The sequence below is a fragment of the Megamonas rupellensis DSM 19944 genome (assembly GCF_000378365.1).
GTDB lineage: Bacteria > Bacillota > Negativicutes > Selenomonadales > Selenomonadaceae > Megamonas > Megamonas funiformis.
This window is the reverse complement of the sequence record NZ_KB899569.1, coordinates 41613-59948: the sequence shown is the minus strand read 5'-3', so window position 1 is coordinate 59948 and position 18336 is coordinate 41613. Positions and strand designations below refer to the sequence as shown.

The window sequence follows — 18336 nt, the reverse complement described above, 5'->3', positions numbered from 1 at the left end:
TTTTGTTTATAATTCATCAATAGAGGACAGAAGCTCTGTATAATCGTGGAGATAAAAATCAGCTTGTGCTTTTATTGCCTCTGTATCAGCATCAGAATATTTGTCATAAATAGCAATGGTTTCAATACCAGCTTTTTTAGCAGCTTCAATACCGATTAATGAATCTTCAAAGATGATACATTCTTCTGGTTTGGCATTAAATTTTTGGATAGCTTTTTGATAAACTTCAGGGTCTGGTTTGATTTTGCTGACATCTTCACGTGTGTAGATTAAATCAAAATATTCATCAAGTGGAGCTTTGGCGTTGATATTTTTATTTAAAGTGCGATATATATCCATATTTGTGCGTTTTGTAGTTGTTGTTATAGCAAGTGTAAAATTCTTTGCTTTTAATTTTTTGATGACTAAGTCGGCTTGTGGTTTATAATCGATTATATTTTGGAGAAAATCTTGAGCTATTTCATAACGCAATTTGATGATTTCTTCAGCTGAAATTTGAGCTGAATATTTATCCTTGATATATTGGCAATAACATAAATAAGGATTTGGTTGTGCATTGAATTTTTTTAATTGTGTATCACGGTCGTTTTGCACAGTTGTTTCATCAATTGTTTTATTGGCTAATTTTTCAATGAGTTTTTGGTCGATTTGGTTCCAGATGCCCACAGAGTCGATTAAAGTGCCGTCCATATCAAAAAAAGCAAATTTTTTATTTTTTAGCATGACAAAATTCCTTTCTGACAATAAAATGGTTTAGGTATATTGTAGCAATTATCTAAAAAAGTTGGAATATATATTTATCCTTAAAATAAAAGCACTAATCTTTTTCTTTACAGTGATATTTATTTATGATATATTAATTTTTGTATGCAAAAGACATTCCCATTCTAGGGTAAGCGAAACTCCAACGCTGTCGTGGATTCGGGAGAAATAAAATTTAGGAGGATATTTTAATGTTAACTCAAGAACAAAAATTACAAATCATTCAAGATAACGCTACTCATGAAGGTGACACTGGATCCCCAGAAGTACAGGTTGCTTTATTAACTGCACGTATCGCATATCTTACTGAACATCTTAAAAACAATAAAAAAGACCATCATTCCCGTCGTGGCTTATTAAAAATGGTTGGTCATCGTAGAAGACTTTTAAGCTATTTATATGATATCGATGTAGAACGTTATCGTGCTCTTATTGCAAAATTAAATTTACGTAAATAATTAATTGAAAAAGCGGGAGCCTTTCCCGCTTTTTCTTTTAGTTTGCTTGATTTTAAGTTAAAATAGATATAGACACAAAGATTAAAATATTGATAAATACATAAATAGGAGGTAAGTTATGTATACTTTTGAAACAACACTTGGCGGTCGCAGTTTTGTTGTAGAAACAGGCAAAATGGCGAAACAAGCAAATGGCGCTGTATTAGTTAGATATGGTGAAACTGTAGTTTTAGTAACAGCAACAGCTTCTGCTGAGCCACGTGAGGGAGTAGATTTTTTCCCTTTAACAGTTGATTATGAAGAAAAAATGTACGCTGTTGGTAAAATACCTGGCGGTTTTATAAAAAGAGAAGGTCGTCCTGCTGAATCTGCTATCTTAAATAGCCGTTTAATCGACAGACCTATTCGCCCATTATTCCCAGAAGGTTATAGAAATGATGTTCAGATTGTAGCTACAGTTTTATCTGTAGAACAAGATAACGCTCCAGAAATCGCTGGTATGATTGGGGCGTCTTGTGCACTTTCTATTTCTGACATTCCATTTTTAGGGCCAATCGCTGGTGTTCGTGTTGGTCGTATTGATGGCGAATTTGTTATCAATCCAACAGTTGAACAGCGTGAAAAATCTGATTTAAACTTGACTGTAGCAGGTTCTTATGATGCTGTAATGATGGTTGAAGCTGGTGCAAATGAATTATCCGAAGAAGTAGTTCTTGATGCTATTTTATTTGGTCATGAAGAAATCAAACGCTTAGTAAAATTCCAGCAAGAAATGATGGAAAAATGCGGTAAAGAAAAACATCAGCCAAAATTATTTACTGTTCCAGAAGAACTCGTAAATGCTATTCATGAATACACTTATGATAAATTTGATGCTGCTGTTCGTGATGCTGATAAACTTCGCCGTGATGAACATGTAGCAGAAGTAAAAGCTGAAGCGAAAGAACATTTCTTAGAACTTTACCCAGAAATGGATATGGAAATAGATTATGTGCTCTACAAAACTTTAAAAGGTATTGTACGTCATATGATCACTCATGAAAAAATTCGTCCAGATGGTCGTGGCTTAGAAGAAGTTCGTCCTATTAGCTGTGAAGTAGGTATTTTACCTCGTACACATGGTAGTGCACTCTTTACTCGTGGACAGACTCAGATTTTAAATGTTACTACACTTGGCGCTTTAGGTGATGAACAAGTAATTGATGGTATCGGTGATGATACATCTAAACGTTATATTCATCATTATAATTTCCCTGGTTATTCCGTTGGTGAAGCTCGTCCAATGCGTAGCCCAGGTCGTCGTGAAATCGGTCATGGTGCGCTTGCAGAACGTGCATTAGTGCCAGTTATTCCTTCTGTAGAAGAATTCCCTTATACACTTCGCCTTGTATCTGAAGTTTTAGAATCCAATGGTTCTAGCTCCATGGGTAGCGTATGCGGTAGTACACTTTCCTTAATGCATGCTGGTGTACCTATTAAAAAACCAGTATCTGGTTGTGCAATGGGCTTAGTAAAAGATGGCGATGCTTACACAATTTTAACAGATATTCAAGGTATGGAAGATGCTCTTGGTGATATGGACTTCAAAGTAGCAGGTACTCCAGATGGTATCACAGCTATTCAAATGGATATTAAAGTAGATGGTCTTAGCAGAGAAATTTTAGCAGCTGCTCTTGCTCAAGCAAAACGTGGCCGTGAATTTATCTTAAGCAAAATGCTTGAATGTATCAGTGAACCAAATAAAGAATTATCTCCATACGCTCCACGCGTAAATAGCATGAAAATCCCTACTGATAAAATTCGCGATGTAATTGGACCAGGCGGAAAAACAATTAAAAAAATAATTGATGAAACTGGTGTACAAATCGATATTCATGATGATGGTAATGTATTTATCACAGCAGTAGGTGCTGAATCTGCACAGAAGGCTCAAGATATGATTAATGCTTTAACTGCTGAAGTTGAAGTTGGTGCAGTTTATAAAGGTAAAGTTACACGCATTATGAATTTTGGTGCATTTGTAGAAATCTTACCAGGTAAAGAAGGCTTGTGCCATATTTCTCAATTAGCAAAAGAACGCGTAGGAAAAGTAGAAGATGTTGTAAACATTGGCGATGAATTAGAAGTAAAAGTTACAGAAATTGACCGTCAAGGTAGAGTAAATCTTTCTCATAAAGTGCTTCTTTAATAAGGCTGGTGAAAATAAGTGCATATTGTTTTGATTGAACCTGAAATTCCAGCAAATACTGGTAATATTGCACGTCTTTGTGCAAATACAGGTATTGAACTTCATTTAGTAAAACCACTTGGTTTTTCTACTGATGATAAATATTTAAAAAGAGCAGGTCTTGATTATTGGCATTTAGTAAAAGTGCATTATCATGAAAACTTTGATGAAGTTTTAGAAAAATATAAAGGTCATAAATTTCATTATGCTACAACAAAAGCCAATCATGTACACAGTGATGTAACTTATGGCATGGATGATATGCTTGTTTTTGGTAAAGAAACAGCAGGTATTCCCGAAAGTATTTTAAAAGAACATTGGGACGATTGCATTCGTATACCGATGATAAGTGAATCACGTTCTTTAAATTTATCTAATTCTGTGGCTGTAATTGCCTATGAGGCTATGCGACAACTTGATTATGCAAATTTAAAACAAGTTGGTTTTGATCATTTAGATTGATAGGAGCATAAATAATGCAAAAATTAAATGAATGTATAGCTAAATTAAAACAAATTTTGCCAGAAGATAGTGTGTTAATAGATGAGCCAATGTCTAAACATACTACATTTCAAATTGGCGGTCCAGCTGATTGCTTTGTAATGCCTTCAACAGTTGAAGAAGCTATCGCTGTTATAAAAATAGTAAAAGAATATGATGTACCACTTACAATGCTTGGTAATGGCTCTAATTTATTAGTCATGGATAAAGGCATTCGTGGTATTGTTGTAAATTTAAATGAACGTTTTGCTAAAATTACAAGAGATGGTAATTTCATTAAAGCTCAATGTGGTGCTTTAATGGTTGATGTTTCTAAATTTGCAGGTGAAGCTTCACTTACAGGTCTTGAATTTGCAGTGGGTATCCCAGGTAGTATCGGTGGTTGTATCTTCATGAATGCTGGTGCTTATGATGGTGAAATAAAAAATGTAGTTCATCGTGTTAGTGCTATTGATAAAGAAGGAAACCTCGTATACTATACAAATGAAGAAGCTCAATTTTCTTATCGTCATAGTATTTTCCAAGATAATGATAATTTGATTTTAGAAGTTGAATTAGAATTACAAGAAGGAAATCAAGATGAGATTTTAGCTAAAATGGCAGATTTGACTAATCGTAGAGAAACAAAACAACCACTTGAATATCCAAGTGCAGGTAGTACTTTTAAACGCCCACCTGGATATTTTGCAGGGACTTTAATTGACCAAACAGGTTTAAAAGGTCTCACTGTTGGTGGTGCGCAAGTTTCTAAAAAACATGCTGGTTTTGTAGTTAATATCGGCGGAGCAACAGCTCAAGATGTACTTGATTTAATCAAAGAAGTACAAGATAGAGTTTATAAAGCTCATGGCGTGAAACTTTATCCAGAAGTAAAAATGATTGGTGAACAATAAAATATAACATAAAAGCTATAGCAAAGAATTTATTTTGCTATAGCTTTTTATTTAAGTTGAAAATAAATTATTAACTATTAAGGATATAAAAATGATATATTTTATACAGGGCTTATTATTTGGATTGGCTTATGTTATGCCTATTGGCATACAAAATATGTATGTTATTAATTCTGCTATGCAAAGAAATGTAAAAATAATTTGTCTGACTACGATATTTGTAATTATATTTGATATTTCGTTAGCTATTAGTTGTTATTTAGGTATTGGAATTTTATTAGATAAATATCAATTTTTACGTGATTTCGTGATGTTTATTGGAGCTATGGTTATTTTCTATATTGCTTTTGATTTATGGAGAACGAATAGCAAATTAGAAATAAAATCAACTCATGATTATAGATTGTCAAAAATAATTATTTCGGCTTTTTCTGTCGCATGGTTAAATCCTCAAGCTATTATTGATGGTTCATTGATTTTAGGTAGCTTTAGAACATCTTTAGCAGGAGATAGCTCTATATATTTTATTATAGGAGTTTGTATCGCTTCTTGTTTATGGTTTTCTTCATTAGCTTTTATAGCACATAAATTTATAAATAAATTATATAGATTTGTTAAATATATTAATCTTATTTGTGCTATCATTTTGTTTCTATATGGATTAAATTTATTGTATATGTTTTGTTTAGATTTATTATGAATTATACATATAATTAAATTTTGGAATTATCTTGATTAAGACCCTAAGAGTTAGTTTTAATACTTTTAGGGTTTTGTTGTATAATAAAATAAATATATACTTATTTGGAGGTGTTAATATGATTGGTGATTGTGCAAATTGTAAAAGTCATATTTGTGCAGGCAGAGGTATTAGTTGCAAAAAAATAAATCAAGATGAAGTAATTGATTTATATACTGATGAAGAGAAAAAAATTATGAAAGCAGCAGCTTTTGTGGAAGCCACATATTATAGTGAGCTTACACGTTTAGAAGAAACTGTAGAATTTGCCAAACAAATGGGCTATAAAAAATTAGGTCTAGCTTTTTGTATCGGTTTAAATAAAGAAGCTTATTTGATTAATAAATTTTTAGCACGTGAATTTGAAGTAGTATCTATTTGCTGCAAAAATTGTGCGATAGCAAAAGATAAATTAGGTTTGAAAAAAATAAATCCCCAAAGTACAACAGAAAGTATGTGTAATCCTAAATATCAAGCTGAATTTTTAAATCAAGCAGGTTGTGATTTATTTATTTCCTGTGGTTTATGTGTAGGTCATGATGCGATATTTAACAAAAATTGTAATGGACCAGTAACTACGCTTGTAGTTAAAGATAGAGTTTTAGCTCATAATCCATTAGGAGCGATTTATTCACGCTATTGGCGAAAAAAATTAAAATTAATGGAAGAAAATGAAATATAAATAAAAAGGGACAATATTTTGATATATATCAAAATATTGTCCCTTTTTTTCTAAGTGTTTATCACTAAAATTTTATAATGCGGAAAAACAAGATTACCGAATATTATTATTTGAGTAGATTATAAAATGATTGATGATGAATATAATTTATTGTTGATTTTAATAATAACAAATATTTTCCGCATTTTAGCATCTTTTTATGGTAGCCGTAGGCTATTGGTAAAGAGAAAATTGTGGCTACGGTTTTAGTTTACCTGTTTGAGCGTAGCGAGTTTAAACGTTGTAGACATGATTTTCTCTTTGCCAAAATAAAAAGTGTGGTAGCGGAAGGGGTTTTCTTTTTGGTTCGTTTTTCTTTATACCGGTAAAGAAAAATGAACAAGAACGATTTATTCTCTAAATCTATCAACGATAGTTGCACAAGCAGCATCGCCTGTGATATTTACAGCAGTACGAAGCATATCGAAAATACGGTCAACACCGAATAAAATTGGAAGTGCTTCAATTGGAATGTTAGCAGACATGAGAACGGCTACTACTAAAAGTGTAGGGCCAGGAACACCGGCTTGACCTACAGCACCAACTGTAGAAGTAAAGATAATGGCTATATATTGTGTAATAGTGAGTTCGATACCAAACATTTGAGCAAAGAAGATAGCAGCCATAGCATAATAAGCAGCATTACCATTCATATTGATAGTGGCACCGAGAGGAAGTGCAAAAGAAGTAGTTTCTTTAGAAACATGTAATTCTTCAATAGTTGTTTTCATATTAAGAGGTAATGTAGCCATGGAAGACGCAGTAGTGAAAGCAAATAATTGAACTTTGTACATAGATTTAAAGAATTGTTTAAATGTAGTACATTTAGAGAACATAGCAACACTACCGCCAATAACACCATAATTAACGATGAGGAGAACGATAATATATAATACTACAAGATAAGCTAGTTTTACTAGAATTTCTGAACCAAATTTACCGATAGAGCCTGCCATTAAGCCAAAAACACCAAGAGGTGCAATACACATAATAGCAGTCATAATATTTACAGTAACTTCAGTCATATAATTGAAGAATTTAAGTAAGAATTCTTTCTTTTCACCGCTTAAGTTAGCGATAGCAAAACCGATAAATAAGCTAAATACAATGATTTGTAAAATATTACCAGAAACGAGAGCTTCAAAAGGATTTGCAGGAACAAAACCGATTAAAGTTTCCCAAAATCCAGGAATACCTCCTTTATCAGCATATTCACTAGAAGCTTGAACTCCTAAACTAGCTAAACTAATTCCTTCACCTGGTTTAAATACTACACTGAAAATAAGACCTATAACAGTAGCAATGATAGTAGTAATTGTATAATAAATAAATGTTAAAAGACCGATTTTCCCAGCAGAACTAGAATTTCCTAGTGAAGCCGCACCACCAATTAATGAGAATAAAACCATAGGTACTACGACCATTTTGATTAATTGCATAAATAAGTCGCCGATTGGAGCAAAGATTTGTGCTGTTTCACCTAAAGCCAAACCAACAGCAATGCCTAAAATCATGGCAATGAGAATAAGCGTACCGAGCTTATTAATGATCATTTTTGCTGTCATTATAAAAGACCTCCTAAAGATATATTTGTATATTATATAAAAATAACATAACGAAATTATACTCTTTTTGGAGTGAATTTACAACTATACTGTAGCTTTTAGAAAAAATACGCACAAAATATCTTTTAAAATGTTTATTTGTTTTTTGTATACGTACAAATTTTATTTTAAAATAATACCTGAAAGCACTAAATTTAATTTATAGCGAATGTTTTCTTGATATTTGAGTGGTAGGCTACTAAAAGAAGCAGATTGAAATAGAGAATGAAACATTTCTGTAATAATTTCAGCTGGAATATCACTGCGAAATTCCCCATTATCTTGACCAGTTTTGATGATTTCATCAAAAATATCTTTGAATGGAAGTGGTTTTTTTATCGAAACATGTGGCTGTATAGTCAATGCACTTCTATCTACAGCGCGCATAAATAATGGCAAAATAAAACGATTTTGGTCTAGTAGATTAGCAGTATATAAGACAAGCCCTTCTAATACTTGAGCTTGAGTTTTTTCTTTATTTATAGATTCAAGATAATGTTGACGAATATCCATAGCTAATTGAATGAGCAGACTACGGAGTAAATCATCTTTAGATTGAAAATAATTATAAAATGTGCCAATACCTAAATTAGCTTTTTGCATGATATCAGCAATAGAAGTATCTTTCAAACCTTTTTGAGCGAATAATACGATAGCGGATTGAATGATGGTTTTTTTTGATTTTATTTTTTTTGCTTCACGTTTACTAAGTGTATGTTCCAAAATAATCACCTGTTTATTTATATTTTATAAAAATGAATGCGGTTCGTTTTCTTTAAAATATATTATAATGGCATTTATCTTTTTTCTCAAACCGTAATAGTTTTTCAATAGTATGCTATAAATTAATGTTATTTTTTGATATAATGGCAATTAGATTTAAGGAAAAAATATAAAGGATTTCAATTTTATGAAAAAAGATGAAATACTATCAGCTATTGGTATTTTTTTTGGCATTGGTATTGTAGCTTTAGTATCTAAATCTATTGATAATAATTTATTATTAGCACCATTTGGAGCGACAAGTATAATCGCTTTTTTACTATATGACAGTGAATATGCTCAGCCGAGAAATATTATCTTAGGCTATATTATTACAAGTATCGTAGGTATTTTAATGGCTTATATTTTAGGGCATAATTGGATTGTTTATGCTTTAGGAGTAGCTATAGCCATGTTAGTGAAATCGTGGTTTAAAGCAATTCATCCACCATCTGCTGCTATGCCGATTATATTATTAAAAGCGAATGAACAAGGTATTATCAATTATTTTTTATTTGATGTAATACCAGGAATTTGTTTATTAGTTTTTATTGCTATAGTCTATAATAGATTTATTTTACATAGAGATTATCCTTTATGGCATAGATAATAATTTTAAGGAGAATTTTTGTGAAGTGGGCTAATCATAAATTAGTAACGACTGTAGTTGTATTTGCAGGAACAGGAAATTTTTTATATGCAGCATATAGTTTTTTTGGTAGTGTATTGCCAGATAGATTGGAAGGTAAACCACCAAAAGAAAGTAAAGCTTATTGGAAATGGCGTTCAAAGCATCGCCAAAATACACATTGGACAGTGCCTTATTTAGCGATAATCGCTATTTTATTTTATTTACATGAAGTTGGTGTATTAAAAGACTTATTTTGGGAAATAGCACAAGTTCCGATATTTGTCTGTGTAGGTGCTTTACTTCATATTATTGAAGATGGAATTTGTGGCAAGGTGCCACTTATCTGGCGAAAGCGAAAAATAGGTATAAAATTATTTCGCGTGGGCAGTTCATGGGAATATTTTATAAGTTATACGATTTGTGTAGCTGCTTTATATTATAAATTTATGTTGTAATAAGTTTCAGGTAAAAGAAAGTGGTGAAATATATGCAAAAACTAAAAATTGGTTTTATTGGCATTGGTGTAATGGGAAAATCCATGGCAGATAATCTCTTAAAAGCTGGATATGAAGTCATGGTTTATACACGTACAAAGCAAAAAGCTGAAAGTTTATTAGATAAAGGTGCAAAATGGTTTGATAGTGCTAAAGCTTTAGCCCAAAATGTAGATGTAATCATCTCTATGGTGGGTTATCCTCAAGATGTAGCAGAAATCTATTTAGGTGAAAATGGCGTAATTAAAAATTTAAAACCACAAAGCATAATTATAGATATGACTACTTCTAGTCCAAAACTGGCTCAAGAGATTTATCAAGAAGCTCAAAAATATGAAATAAAATCTTTAGATGCACCTGTATCTGGTGGAGATGTAGGAGCAAAAAATGGTACACTTGCCATTATGGTCGGTGGCGATAAAGAAGTTTATGAAGAAGTTTTGCCGATTTTTGAAGCTATGGGAAAAACTATTTGCTATTTTGGCAAAGCTGGTTCTGGTCAATATGCAAAAATGAGCAATCAAATAGCCATTGCTTCTAATATGATGGGGGTTTGTGAAGCTGTTGCTTATGCCAAAAAATGTGGATTAAATCCTCAGGATTTATTAGATGTAATTTCTACAGGTGCAGCAGGTTCATGGTCGCTTAGCAATTTAGCACCAAGAATGTTAAAAGGTGATTTTGCACCAGGATTTTTCATTAAACATTTTATTAAAGATATGAAAATAGCTATAGAGTCAGCTGATGAAATGAATTTAGATTTACCAGGATTGAAATTGGCAAAATCTCTATATGAAAAATTAGCCAAAGAAGGTTATGAAAATAATGGCACTCAAGCCTTATTGAAATATTATGATGCTGAATAAAGCAAGACAAATACTACAAAAATTTTATGGATATGAAGACTTTCGACCAGGGCAGAAAAAAGTAGTTGAAAGTCTATTAAATAGAAATGATACAGTGGCGATTATGCCTACAGGTGCGGGAAAATCTATTTGTTTTCAAATCCCTGCATTATTATTTGAAGGGGTAACACTTGTTATATCGCCACTTATTTCTTTGATGAAAGACCAAGTTGATAGTTTGCGCCAGCTAGGGATAGCGGCAGTATATATTAATAGTTCTGTCAGTAAGGCTCAATTATATAAGGATTTACAAGATATATCTGCTGGTTTTTATAAGATTATTTATATAGCACCAGAGCGAGTAACATCTGAATATTTACCAGATGGTTTTAAAAATTTAAATATTAGTATGGTAGCAGTTGATGAAGCGCATTGTTTATCGCAATGGGGGCATGATTTTCGTCCTAGTTATCGCAATATCTTAAATTTTACTAATTCACTGCGCATTAAACCGATTATCAGTGCTTTTACAGCAACAGCTACACCAGAAGTAAAAACAGATATTATAAATTTATTGGGGCTTAAACAACCTAATGTATTTGTAACTGGTTTTGATAGACCAAATTTATATTTTTCCGTATTAAGAGGAGAAGTGAAAGATAAATTTGTCATAGATTATGTAAAAAAACATCAAGATGAAGCTGGAATTATCTATGTAGGCACTAGAAAAGATGTAGATGCTTTGCAAGTTTTATTGGAAATAAAGGGCATTAAAGCAGGTAGATACCATGCCGGTATGACAGATGAGGAAAGAAATCAAATGCAAGAAGATTTTCTCTATGATAATCTTTCTGTCATGGTGGCGACAAATGCTTTTGGTATGGGCATAGACAAACCAAATGTGCGCTATGTTATTCATTATAATATGCCGAAAAATATGGAAGCGTATTATCAAGAAGCAGGTAGAGCAGGTCGTGATGGACTTTCAGGAAATTGTATTTTACTGTATAGTCCGCAAGATACACAGCTTCAAAAGTTTTTGATAAGTAAATCTACAGAAAGTGAAATTCGCCAACAATTAGAATATAAAAGATTGCAGTCTATGGTGGATTATTGTCATACACCACAATGTCTAAGAGCATTTATCCTGCATTATTTTGGTGAATTTGATGTGGAAGAACATTGTGATAATTGTAGTAATTGCAAATTAGAAGGCGAATTAATAGATATTACAATTGACGCACAAAAGGTTTTATCGTGTGTCTATCGTATGCATGAACGTTTCGGCGTGAAAATGATAGCTGAAGTCTTAAAAGGTTCAAAAAGTGCGAAGGTAAGACAATTTAATTTTGAGCGTTTATCTACGTATGGCTTGATGAAAGAGCGAAAGCTAAAAGATATCAGTGATTTAATTTTGAGACTTAGTGCTATGCAATATTTAGATATCACAGAAAGCCAATATCCAGTGGTTACTTTAAATGAATTATCATGGCAAGTGCTTCGCGGTCAAAAAAAGGTTTGGCAAAAGATGGTAATTGTAAAAAAAGTCAAGGCTAAAGGTGAATTATTTGAAGCTTTGCGCAGTTTGCGTAAAGAATTAGCGACAAAAGAAAAATTACCACCATATATGATTTTTTCTGATGCTACACTTACACAGATGGCAACAGATAAACCGACTGATTTAGAATTGATGAAAAATATTCGCGGTGTAGGTGAATTTAAATTACAAAAATATGGTGAGGAATTTTTAACAGTGATAAAGAGCTACATATCGTAAAGATATTTAGTATAGATTAAGAGAAAAAGGGGTAGATTTTATGGATCCAATTTTAAAATTACAAAATGGCAGTGATGTCAGAGGTGTAGCAGTTGAAGGTGTAGCTGATGAACCTGTTACTTTGACACCAGAATATGCTAATCGCATTGTGCAAGCTTTCGTTTTATGGCTCAGCAAAAAAAGTGGTAAAAAAGCAAGTGAATTAAAAATTGCAGTAGGTCATGATTCTCGTATTTCTGCACCAATGTTAAAACAACAAGCTTTAATGGCAATTGTAGCTCAAGGGGCAACAGCTGTTGATTGTTCTATGGCTACAACTCCAGCTATGTTTATGTCTTTAGTATATGAAGAAACAAAATATGATGGTTCTATGATGATTACTGCAAGTCATCTTCCATTTAATCGCAATGGTATAAAATTCTTTGAACCAGAAAATGGCGGTATGGAAAAGAAAGACCTCACTGATATGCTCAAAATCGCTTGCGAATTGACTGAACAAACAGTGGATATTAGTAATGTAGAAAAATTTGATTTAGTTTCTCTTTATGCTGAAAATCTTTGCACAAAAATCCGTGAAGGTATCAACAGTAAAGATAATTATGATAAACCACTTACAGGCAATCATATCGTAGTAGATGCAGGTAACGGTGCTGGCGGATTTTTTGCTCAAAAAGTTTTAGCTCAGTTAGGTGCAGATACTACAGGTAGCTTATACTTAGATCCAGATGGACATTTCCCAAATCACATTCCAAATCCAGAAAATAAAGAAGCTATGGACGCTATTCGCGGTGCAGTGCTTAATAATAAAGCTGATTTAGGTTTGATTTTTGACACTGATGTAGATAGAATGTCTGCTGTATTTAGCGATGGTCAAGAAGTAAATCGTGATGCACTAATTGCTATGATGGCTGCTATCTTAGTGAAAGATTATCCAAATTCCACTATTGTTACTGACTCTGTAACTTCCGATAAATTGACTGCATTTTTAGAAGGTGAATTACAGTTAAAACATCATCGTTTCCAACGTGGCTATAAAAATGTAATCAATGAATGCAAACGCTTAAATGAAGAAGGCGTAGTATCTCCACTCGCTATTGAAACAAGTGGTCATGGTGCACTTAAAGAAAATTATTATCTTGATGATGGTGCATATATGGCAGTTAAACTCTTAATTGCTGCAGCTAAAACTAAAGCAGAAGGCAAAACTTTAAATAGCTTGATTGAAAAACTTGAACCACAATTTGAAACAGCAGAATATCGCTTAAAATTAAAAGGTGAAGATTTCAAAGCTTATGGGGCAAAAGTTTTAGAAGTATTTACTGCTCGTGCAAAAGAAAAAGGCTATCATATTGTAACACCAAATTATGAAGGTGTACGCATTAGCTTTAAAGGTGAAGCAAATGGTTGGGCATTGCTTCGTCAATCTTTGCATGATCCTAATATGCCACTTAATGTAGAAGGTAATGGTGAAGGCGATTGTGCAAAAATCACAGCAATGATGAAGGAATTATTGAGTGGTTTTGACCAATTAGATATCTCTGTATTTGACAAATAATAATATAACGGAAAATAACAGAAGTTTATATTATTAATAATAAAAACCTCGAGAAAGGTAGTTTTATGTTTCTCGAGGTTTTTATTTTATATTTGTTTTTTCCATAGATACTTTTGCATAGTTTATAAAATAATTTTTGCTGGTATGTTTAATTTTTTATTGAAATGTTGTAAACTATAAGGAAACGCATTTGAAAGGAGTATTTTTATGGATTTACATAATTTATTGGTATTTCAAGATTTATTCAATGATGATGTTTTTAGAGATATCGAGAAAACTATTTCTCGAGAAAATTTAAATAAAGGGGCTGTTGCTGCTAAGTTGATTAATAAAGCAGAGCAGTTGGGTTTATCTGGAAATATTATACGTTCATATATGATTTATACTGTGGCTCATCAAAGTAATTGTGTGTCTTATGCAGTGGAAAAATCTGGTGGTAAAATCGGTAAAAGTTTGTATCAAGCTTTTTGTCATGATATTGAATTAATAGAAAAATTATTGCTTTTAAAACCTAGTTTACTTTTGGATTGCGATTTATTAGATGATTATGAACCGACAAATATTAATCAATCTACAGCGTTTAATTTATTAGTAGAAAACCTAGATAAAGCACAAACTAGCAAGGATAAGGCAGATGTTTTTATTAATTATTATAGAACATTTGGCAGTGGAGATATGGCAGATTATCGAGCTTTCCGTTGGGATAGTGATGAGGATAGTTTAGTTGGTATTAAACATTTTGAAACTATGAAGCTTCAAGATTTAATCGGCTATGAATATCAAAAACAAGAATTATTAGCCAATACGAAAGCCTTTGTAGAAGATAAGCCAGCAAATAATGTTTTACTTGTAGGGGCAAGAGGTACAGGAAAATCTTCAGGTGTAAAAGCAGTGGTTAATTCTTTCTTTGATAAGGGTTTGCGTTTAGTTCAATTAACTAAAGAACAATTAATAGATTTACCTGTTATTATGGAGCGTTTGCGAGATTTTAGCAGTAAGAAATTCATCATTTTCTTAGATGATTTATCTTTTGAAGAATTTGAAGTGGAATATAAATATTTAAAATCAGCAATTGAAGGTGGTGCTTCGGCAAAACCTGAAAATGTACTTATTTATGCTACATCAAATCGCCGTCATTTAATTAAAGAAAGTTATAAAGATAGAGGGGCAAATGATGATGATATGCACCGCAGTGATACATTGAATGAAACAATTTCACTTTCTGATAGATTTGGTTTAATCATCTATTATATGGCACCAAACCAACAAGAATATTTAGATATTGTAGATGGTTTATTAAAACAGCATGGCATAGAATTATCTAAAGAAGAATTGCGCGTAAAAGCTGGGGCATGGGAAAAAGAACATTCTGGACGCTCCGGCAGAATAGCACAACAGTTTGTAACACATTATTTAGGGCAAGTTTATAATAAATAAAAAGCAGGATTTTTCCTGCTTTTTTTATTTTCTAGATATTTTTATGTTGGCAAATTGTTTGGGAATATAGAATTTATTGTGACAAATAACTTTATCATCTTTGTATAAAGTTTCCATAATTAAGACACATTGATTGCTATCAAACATTTTATATTTTTGTGTAATGGTCGTTCCAGCATTAGATATTTTGATTTCTAAATCAGATTTAGTACAAATTTTATAAATATCATGTTCTAGTGCATTAAATAGAGAGTCTTTATCATTTAAATCTATATTGAGTAAATCAATAGAATTTATAGGCAAAAAGGTAAAAACAAAAGCAAGAGACTTTTTCTTTTTAAAATAACAACGTTCACAAGATACAACAGCAGAAGAACGTTGATGAAATATATCTTTAGTATATTCACTATCTAAAACTAATTTAAAAGAAATATCATGATCATCAAAAGTTTCACTATGTGTTTGATAAAGTGGATTGGAAACTTTTTCAAGTGTAGTAGCGGTATTATTGATGTCATTAGGGTTAACTATGAAATTACCAATACCGTGGAGGTTTTTTATTAAGCCATCGTCTTGTAAAAGGGCTAAAGCTTGGCGAAGTGTAGTACGACTAACTTTTAATTGAGCAGATAAATCCGTTTCACTAGGTAATTGATTTTTAAATTCACCAGATTTTATCTTATCAAATAAACTCTCATATGTTTTTACATATAAAGGAATTTTGGCGGTTTTTTTCAAAATAATTCAGCTCTTTCTTCTAAAGTGTGTTCTAATACTTAATTATATTTTAACAGAAAAAAGAACAATTTCAACAACTTGTATATTGATTTTTTTAGTGATTATTTTATGGTTCTATAAAATAATAGATATGTAATTGTTGATTTTATAATGGTTTTTAAATTTTATATTGACAAATCACTCTAAGAAATGATATAAATACTTGTATAGAAAATAATTAAAAAAATATACGAGTTAATATATTGTATAATTTTTTAGAAAATTTATCGTTTTAAAAACATTGGAGGAAATAATCATGAATACACCACATATTAAATTAGAAAATAACGCAAGAATTGCAGAGTCTATCTTATTACCAGGAGATCCATTAAGAGCAAAATTTATCGCTGAAAATTTCTTAGAAAATGCACAAAGATTTAATTCTGTAAGAAATATGTTTGGATATACAGGAGAATATAAAGGAAAACTAGTTTCTGTTATGGGAACTGGTATGGGAATGCCAAGTATGGCGCTATATTCTTATGAATTAATCAAATTTTTTGATGTGAAAAGATTGATTAGAATTGGTACTTGTGGGGCTATGCAAAAGAATATGAATTTATATGATGTTGTATTAGCCATGGGGGCAGCAACTGATTCTAATTATGCAAGTCAATATAATTTACCAGGTACATTACCAGCAATAGCTTCATTTAATTTATTAAAAGATGCAGAAGCTACTTGTGAAAAACACGCTCAAACATCACATGTAGGAAATGTATTATCTTCTGATTTCTTTTACAATGCAGATGCTGATGCATTAAAAAAATGGATGGATTTAAATGTATTATCAGTAGATATGGAAACAGCAGCACTTTATTGGAATGCTATATATTTAGGTGTAGAAGCATTAAGTATTATGACAGTTAGCGACCATATTATTACAGGCAAGAAAACAACTCCAGAAGAAAGACAGACTTCTTTTACAAAAATGATGGATATTGCGCTTGAAGTTGCTACTAGATAATTTGAGGTGAAGATAATGTCTTTTAAAAGAGTGCATGTAATTGTATTAGATTCTGTAGGAATTGGACAAGCTCCAGATGCAAAGTTATTTAATGATGAAGGAGCAGATACATTAGGTAATATAGCTAAATATACGAATTTAAATATCCCATATTTGGAAAGATTAGGTATTGGTGCTATTCGTGATTTACAAGGAATAGATAAAAATAAACATCAAATTGGTTATGTTACAAGATTAGAAGAAGTCTCAGTTGGTAAAGATACTATGACAGGTCACTGGGAACTTATGGGTTTAAAAACAGAAAAACCATTTAAAGTGTATCCAGAAGGTTTTCCAGAAGAATTAATTAAAAAAATAGAAGATTTTTCTGGTAGAAAAGTTGTATGCAATAAGCCATATAGTGGTACAAAAGTTTTAGATGATTATGGTAAACATCAAATGGAAACTGGAGATTTAATAATTTATACATCAGCTGATCCAGTTTTACAGATAGCAGCACATGAAGAAATTATACCATTAGAAGAATTATATAAAATTTGTAAATATGTTCGCAGTATAACAGATAAAGAACCATATTTAGTAGGAAGAATAATTGCGCGTCCATATTTAGGTACAGAAGAAAATTTTGTACGCACTAGTAATCGTCATGATTATGCCTTAAATCCTCATGGAAAAACTGCCTTAGATATGTTAAAAGGAGCAGGAAAAGATGTTATTGCTATTGGAAAGATAAATGATATTTTTAATGGACAGGGCATAACAGAATTCGTATATACAAAAAGTAATATGGACGGTGTAGATAAATTAGTAGATGTATTAAAACAAGATTTTGAAGGTTTGAGTTTTACTAATTTAGTGGATTTTGATGCTTCATATGGACATCGACGTGATGTAGAAGGTTATGCTAAAGCACTAGCAGAATTTGATGCAAGAATTCCTGAGATTATAGAAAATATGCATGATGATGATTTATTGATAATTACAGCTGACCATGGCAATGACCCAACATATAAAGGCACTGACCATACGAGAGAATATGTACCATTATTAGCATATAGCAAACAATTTAAACAAAAGGGTGTATTACCTATAGGAAAATTTGCCGATATATCAGCGACAATTATAGATAATTTTAAAGTTAAATCTATGGAAAATGGTAAAAGTTTTTTAGGTTTATTAGAATAGG

The 18336-nt window shown here is 31.7% G+C and carries 18 protein-coding genes; 14 read left to right on the top strand and 4 right to left on the bottom strand.

Going from position 1 to position 18336, the window contains the following annotated elements; genetic code table 11:
- Positions 1–6 precede the first annotated feature (6 nt).
- The gene (locus F553_RS0102475) at positions 7–723 is read right to left on the bottom strand and encodes an HAD family hydrolase (RefSeq protein ID WP_018998855.1); all 717 of its coding nucleotides are present in this window, start codon (positions 721–723) and stop codon (positions 7–9) included.
- A 230-nt stretch (positions 724–953) separates the two neighbouring features.
- On the opposite strand from F553_RS0102475, the gene rpsO reads away from it, so the two are divergent.
- From rpsO to F553_RS0102445, 6 genes are all read left to right on the top strand, one after another.
- Complete coding sequence (gene rpsO, locus F553_RS0102470; RefSeq protein ID WP_008539476.1) at positions 954–1220, top strand: 30S ribosomal protein S15; 267 nt, start codon at positions 954–956, stop codon at positions 1218–1220.
- A 118-nt stretch (positions 1221–1338) separates the two neighbouring features.
- Positions 1339–3408 (top strand): polyribonucleotide nucleotidyltransferase, encoded by a 2070-nt coding sequence (locus F553_RS0102465; RefSeq protein ID WP_008539474.1) that lies wholly within the window; start codon positions 1339–1341, stop codon positions 3406–3408.
- Positions 3409–3426: 18 nt separating this feature from the next.
- The gene (gene trmL / locus F553_RS0102460) at positions 3427–3909 is read left to right on the top strand and encodes a tRNA (uridine(34)/cytosine(34)/5-carboxymethylaminomethyluridine(34)-2'-O)-methyltransferase TrmL (protein ID WP_008539473.1); all 483 of its coding nucleotides are present in this window, start codon (positions 3427–3429) and stop codon (positions 3907–3909) included.
- Positions 3910–3923: 14 nt separating this feature from the next.
- Positions 3924–4841, top strand: a complete 918-nt coding sequence (gene murB / locus F553_RS0102455) for a UDP-N-acetylmuramate dehydrogenase (protein ID WP_008539472.1) — start codon at positions 3924–3926, stop codon at positions 4839–4841.
- 91 nt (positions 4842–4932) lie between these two features.
- Positions 4933–5541 carry a LysE/ArgO family amino acid transporter gene (locus F553_RS0102450; RefSeq protein ID WP_018998854.1) on the top strand — a complete coding sequence of 203 codons (609 nt, stop codon included), beginning with the start codon at positions 4933–4935 and terminating at the stop codon, positions 5539–5541.
- A 118-nt stretch (positions 5542–5659) separates the two neighbouring features.
- Positions 5660–6262, top strand: coding sequence for a DUF1847 domain-containing protein (locus tag F553_RS0102445; protein ID WP_018998853.1), 603 nt, complete (start codon positions 5660–5662; stop codon positions 6260–6262).
- A gap of 389 nt (positions 6263–6651) precedes the next feature.
- On the opposite strand, the gene F553_RS0102440 is transcribed toward F553_RS0102445, so the two are convergent.
- Together F553_RS0102440 and F553_RS0102435 are read right to left on the bottom strand one after the other, a co-directional pair.
- The gene (locus F553_RS0102440; protein ID WP_008539469.1) at positions 6652–7866 is read right to left on the bottom strand and encodes a dicarboxylate/amino acid:cation symporter; all 1215 of its coding nucleotides are present in this window, start codon (positions 7864–7866) and stop codon (positions 6652–6654) included.
- Positions 7867–8028: 162 nt separating this feature from the next.
- Positions 8029–8637, bottom strand: coding sequence for a TetR/AcrR family transcriptional regulator (locus F553_RS0102435; RefSeq protein ID WP_224169338.1), 609 nt, complete (start codon positions 8635–8637; stop codon positions 8029–8031).
- 178 nt (positions 8638–8815) lie between these two features.
- On the opposite strand from F553_RS0102435, the gene F553_RS0102430 reads away from it, so the two are divergent.
- The 6 genes from F553_RS0102430 to F553_RS0102405 all read left to right on the top strand — a co-directional run bounded on the left by F553_RS0102430 (position 8816) and on the right by F553_RS0102405 (position 15406).
- The gene (locus F553_RS0102430) at positions 8816–9277 is read left to right on the top strand and encodes an HPP family protein (protein WP_015561817.1); all 462 of its coding nucleotides are present in this window, start codon (positions 8816–8818) and stop codon (positions 9275–9277) included.
- Positions 9278–9297: 20 nt separating this feature from the next.
- On the top strand, positions 9298–9753 hold the full coding sequence (locus F553_RS0102425; RefSeq protein WP_018998851.1) for a metal-dependent hydrolase: 456 nt from the start codon (positions 9298–9300) through the stop codon (positions 9751–9753).
- Between the two features lie 20 nt (positions 9754–9773).
- Complete coding sequence (locus tag F553_RS0102420; RefSeq protein ID WP_338153847.1) at positions 9774–10658, top strand: NAD(P)-dependent oxidoreductase; 885 nt, start codon at positions 9774–9776, stop codon at positions 10656–10658.
- Positions 10648–12414 carry a DNA helicase RecQ gene (gene recQ, locus F553_RS0102415; protein WP_018998849.1) on the top strand — a complete coding sequence of 589 codons (1767 nt, stop codon included), beginning with the start codon at positions 10648–10650 and terminating at the stop codon, positions 12412–12414. The genes F553_RS0102420 and recQ overlap by 11 nt, the downstream gene beginning before the upstream one ends.
- A gap of 40 nt (positions 12415–12454) precedes the next feature.
- A complete protein-coding gene (locus F553_RS0102410) occupies positions 12455–13969 on the top strand; it encodes a phosphohexomutase domain-containing protein (RefSeq protein WP_018998848.1) in 1515 nt (504 codons plus the stop codon).
- Positions 13970–14176: 207 nt separating this feature from the next.
- Positions 14177–15406: an ATP-binding protein gene (locus tag F553_RS0102405; protein WP_018998847.1), complete on the top strand. Its 1230-nt coding sequence runs from the start codon at positions 14177–14179 to the stop codon at positions 15404–15406.
- A 24-nt stretch (positions 15407–15430) separates the two neighbouring features.
- On the opposite strand, the gene F553_RS0102400 is transcribed toward F553_RS0102405, so the two are convergent.
- Positions 15431–16144, bottom strand: coding sequence for a GntR family transcriptional regulator (locus F553_RS0102400; protein ID WP_018998846.1), 714 nt, complete (start codon positions 16142–16144; stop codon positions 15431–15433).
- Between the two features lie 295 nt (positions 16145–16439).
- Here F553_RS0102400 and deoD point away from each other — a divergent pair, with 295 nt between their 5' ends.
- Both deoD and F553_RS0102390 read left to right on the top strand, forming a co-directional pair.
- Complete coding sequence (gene deoD, locus F553_RS0102395) at positions 16440–17150, top strand: purine-nucleoside phosphorylase (protein ID WP_018998845.1); 711 nt, start codon at positions 16440–16442, stop codon at positions 17148–17150.
- 15 nt (positions 17151–17165) lie between these two features.
- A complete protein-coding gene (locus F553_RS0102390; RefSeq protein ID WP_018998844.1) occupies positions 17166–18335 on the top strand; it encodes a phosphopentomutase in 1170 nt (389 codons plus the stop codon).
- Position 18336 lies beyond the last annotated feature (1 nt).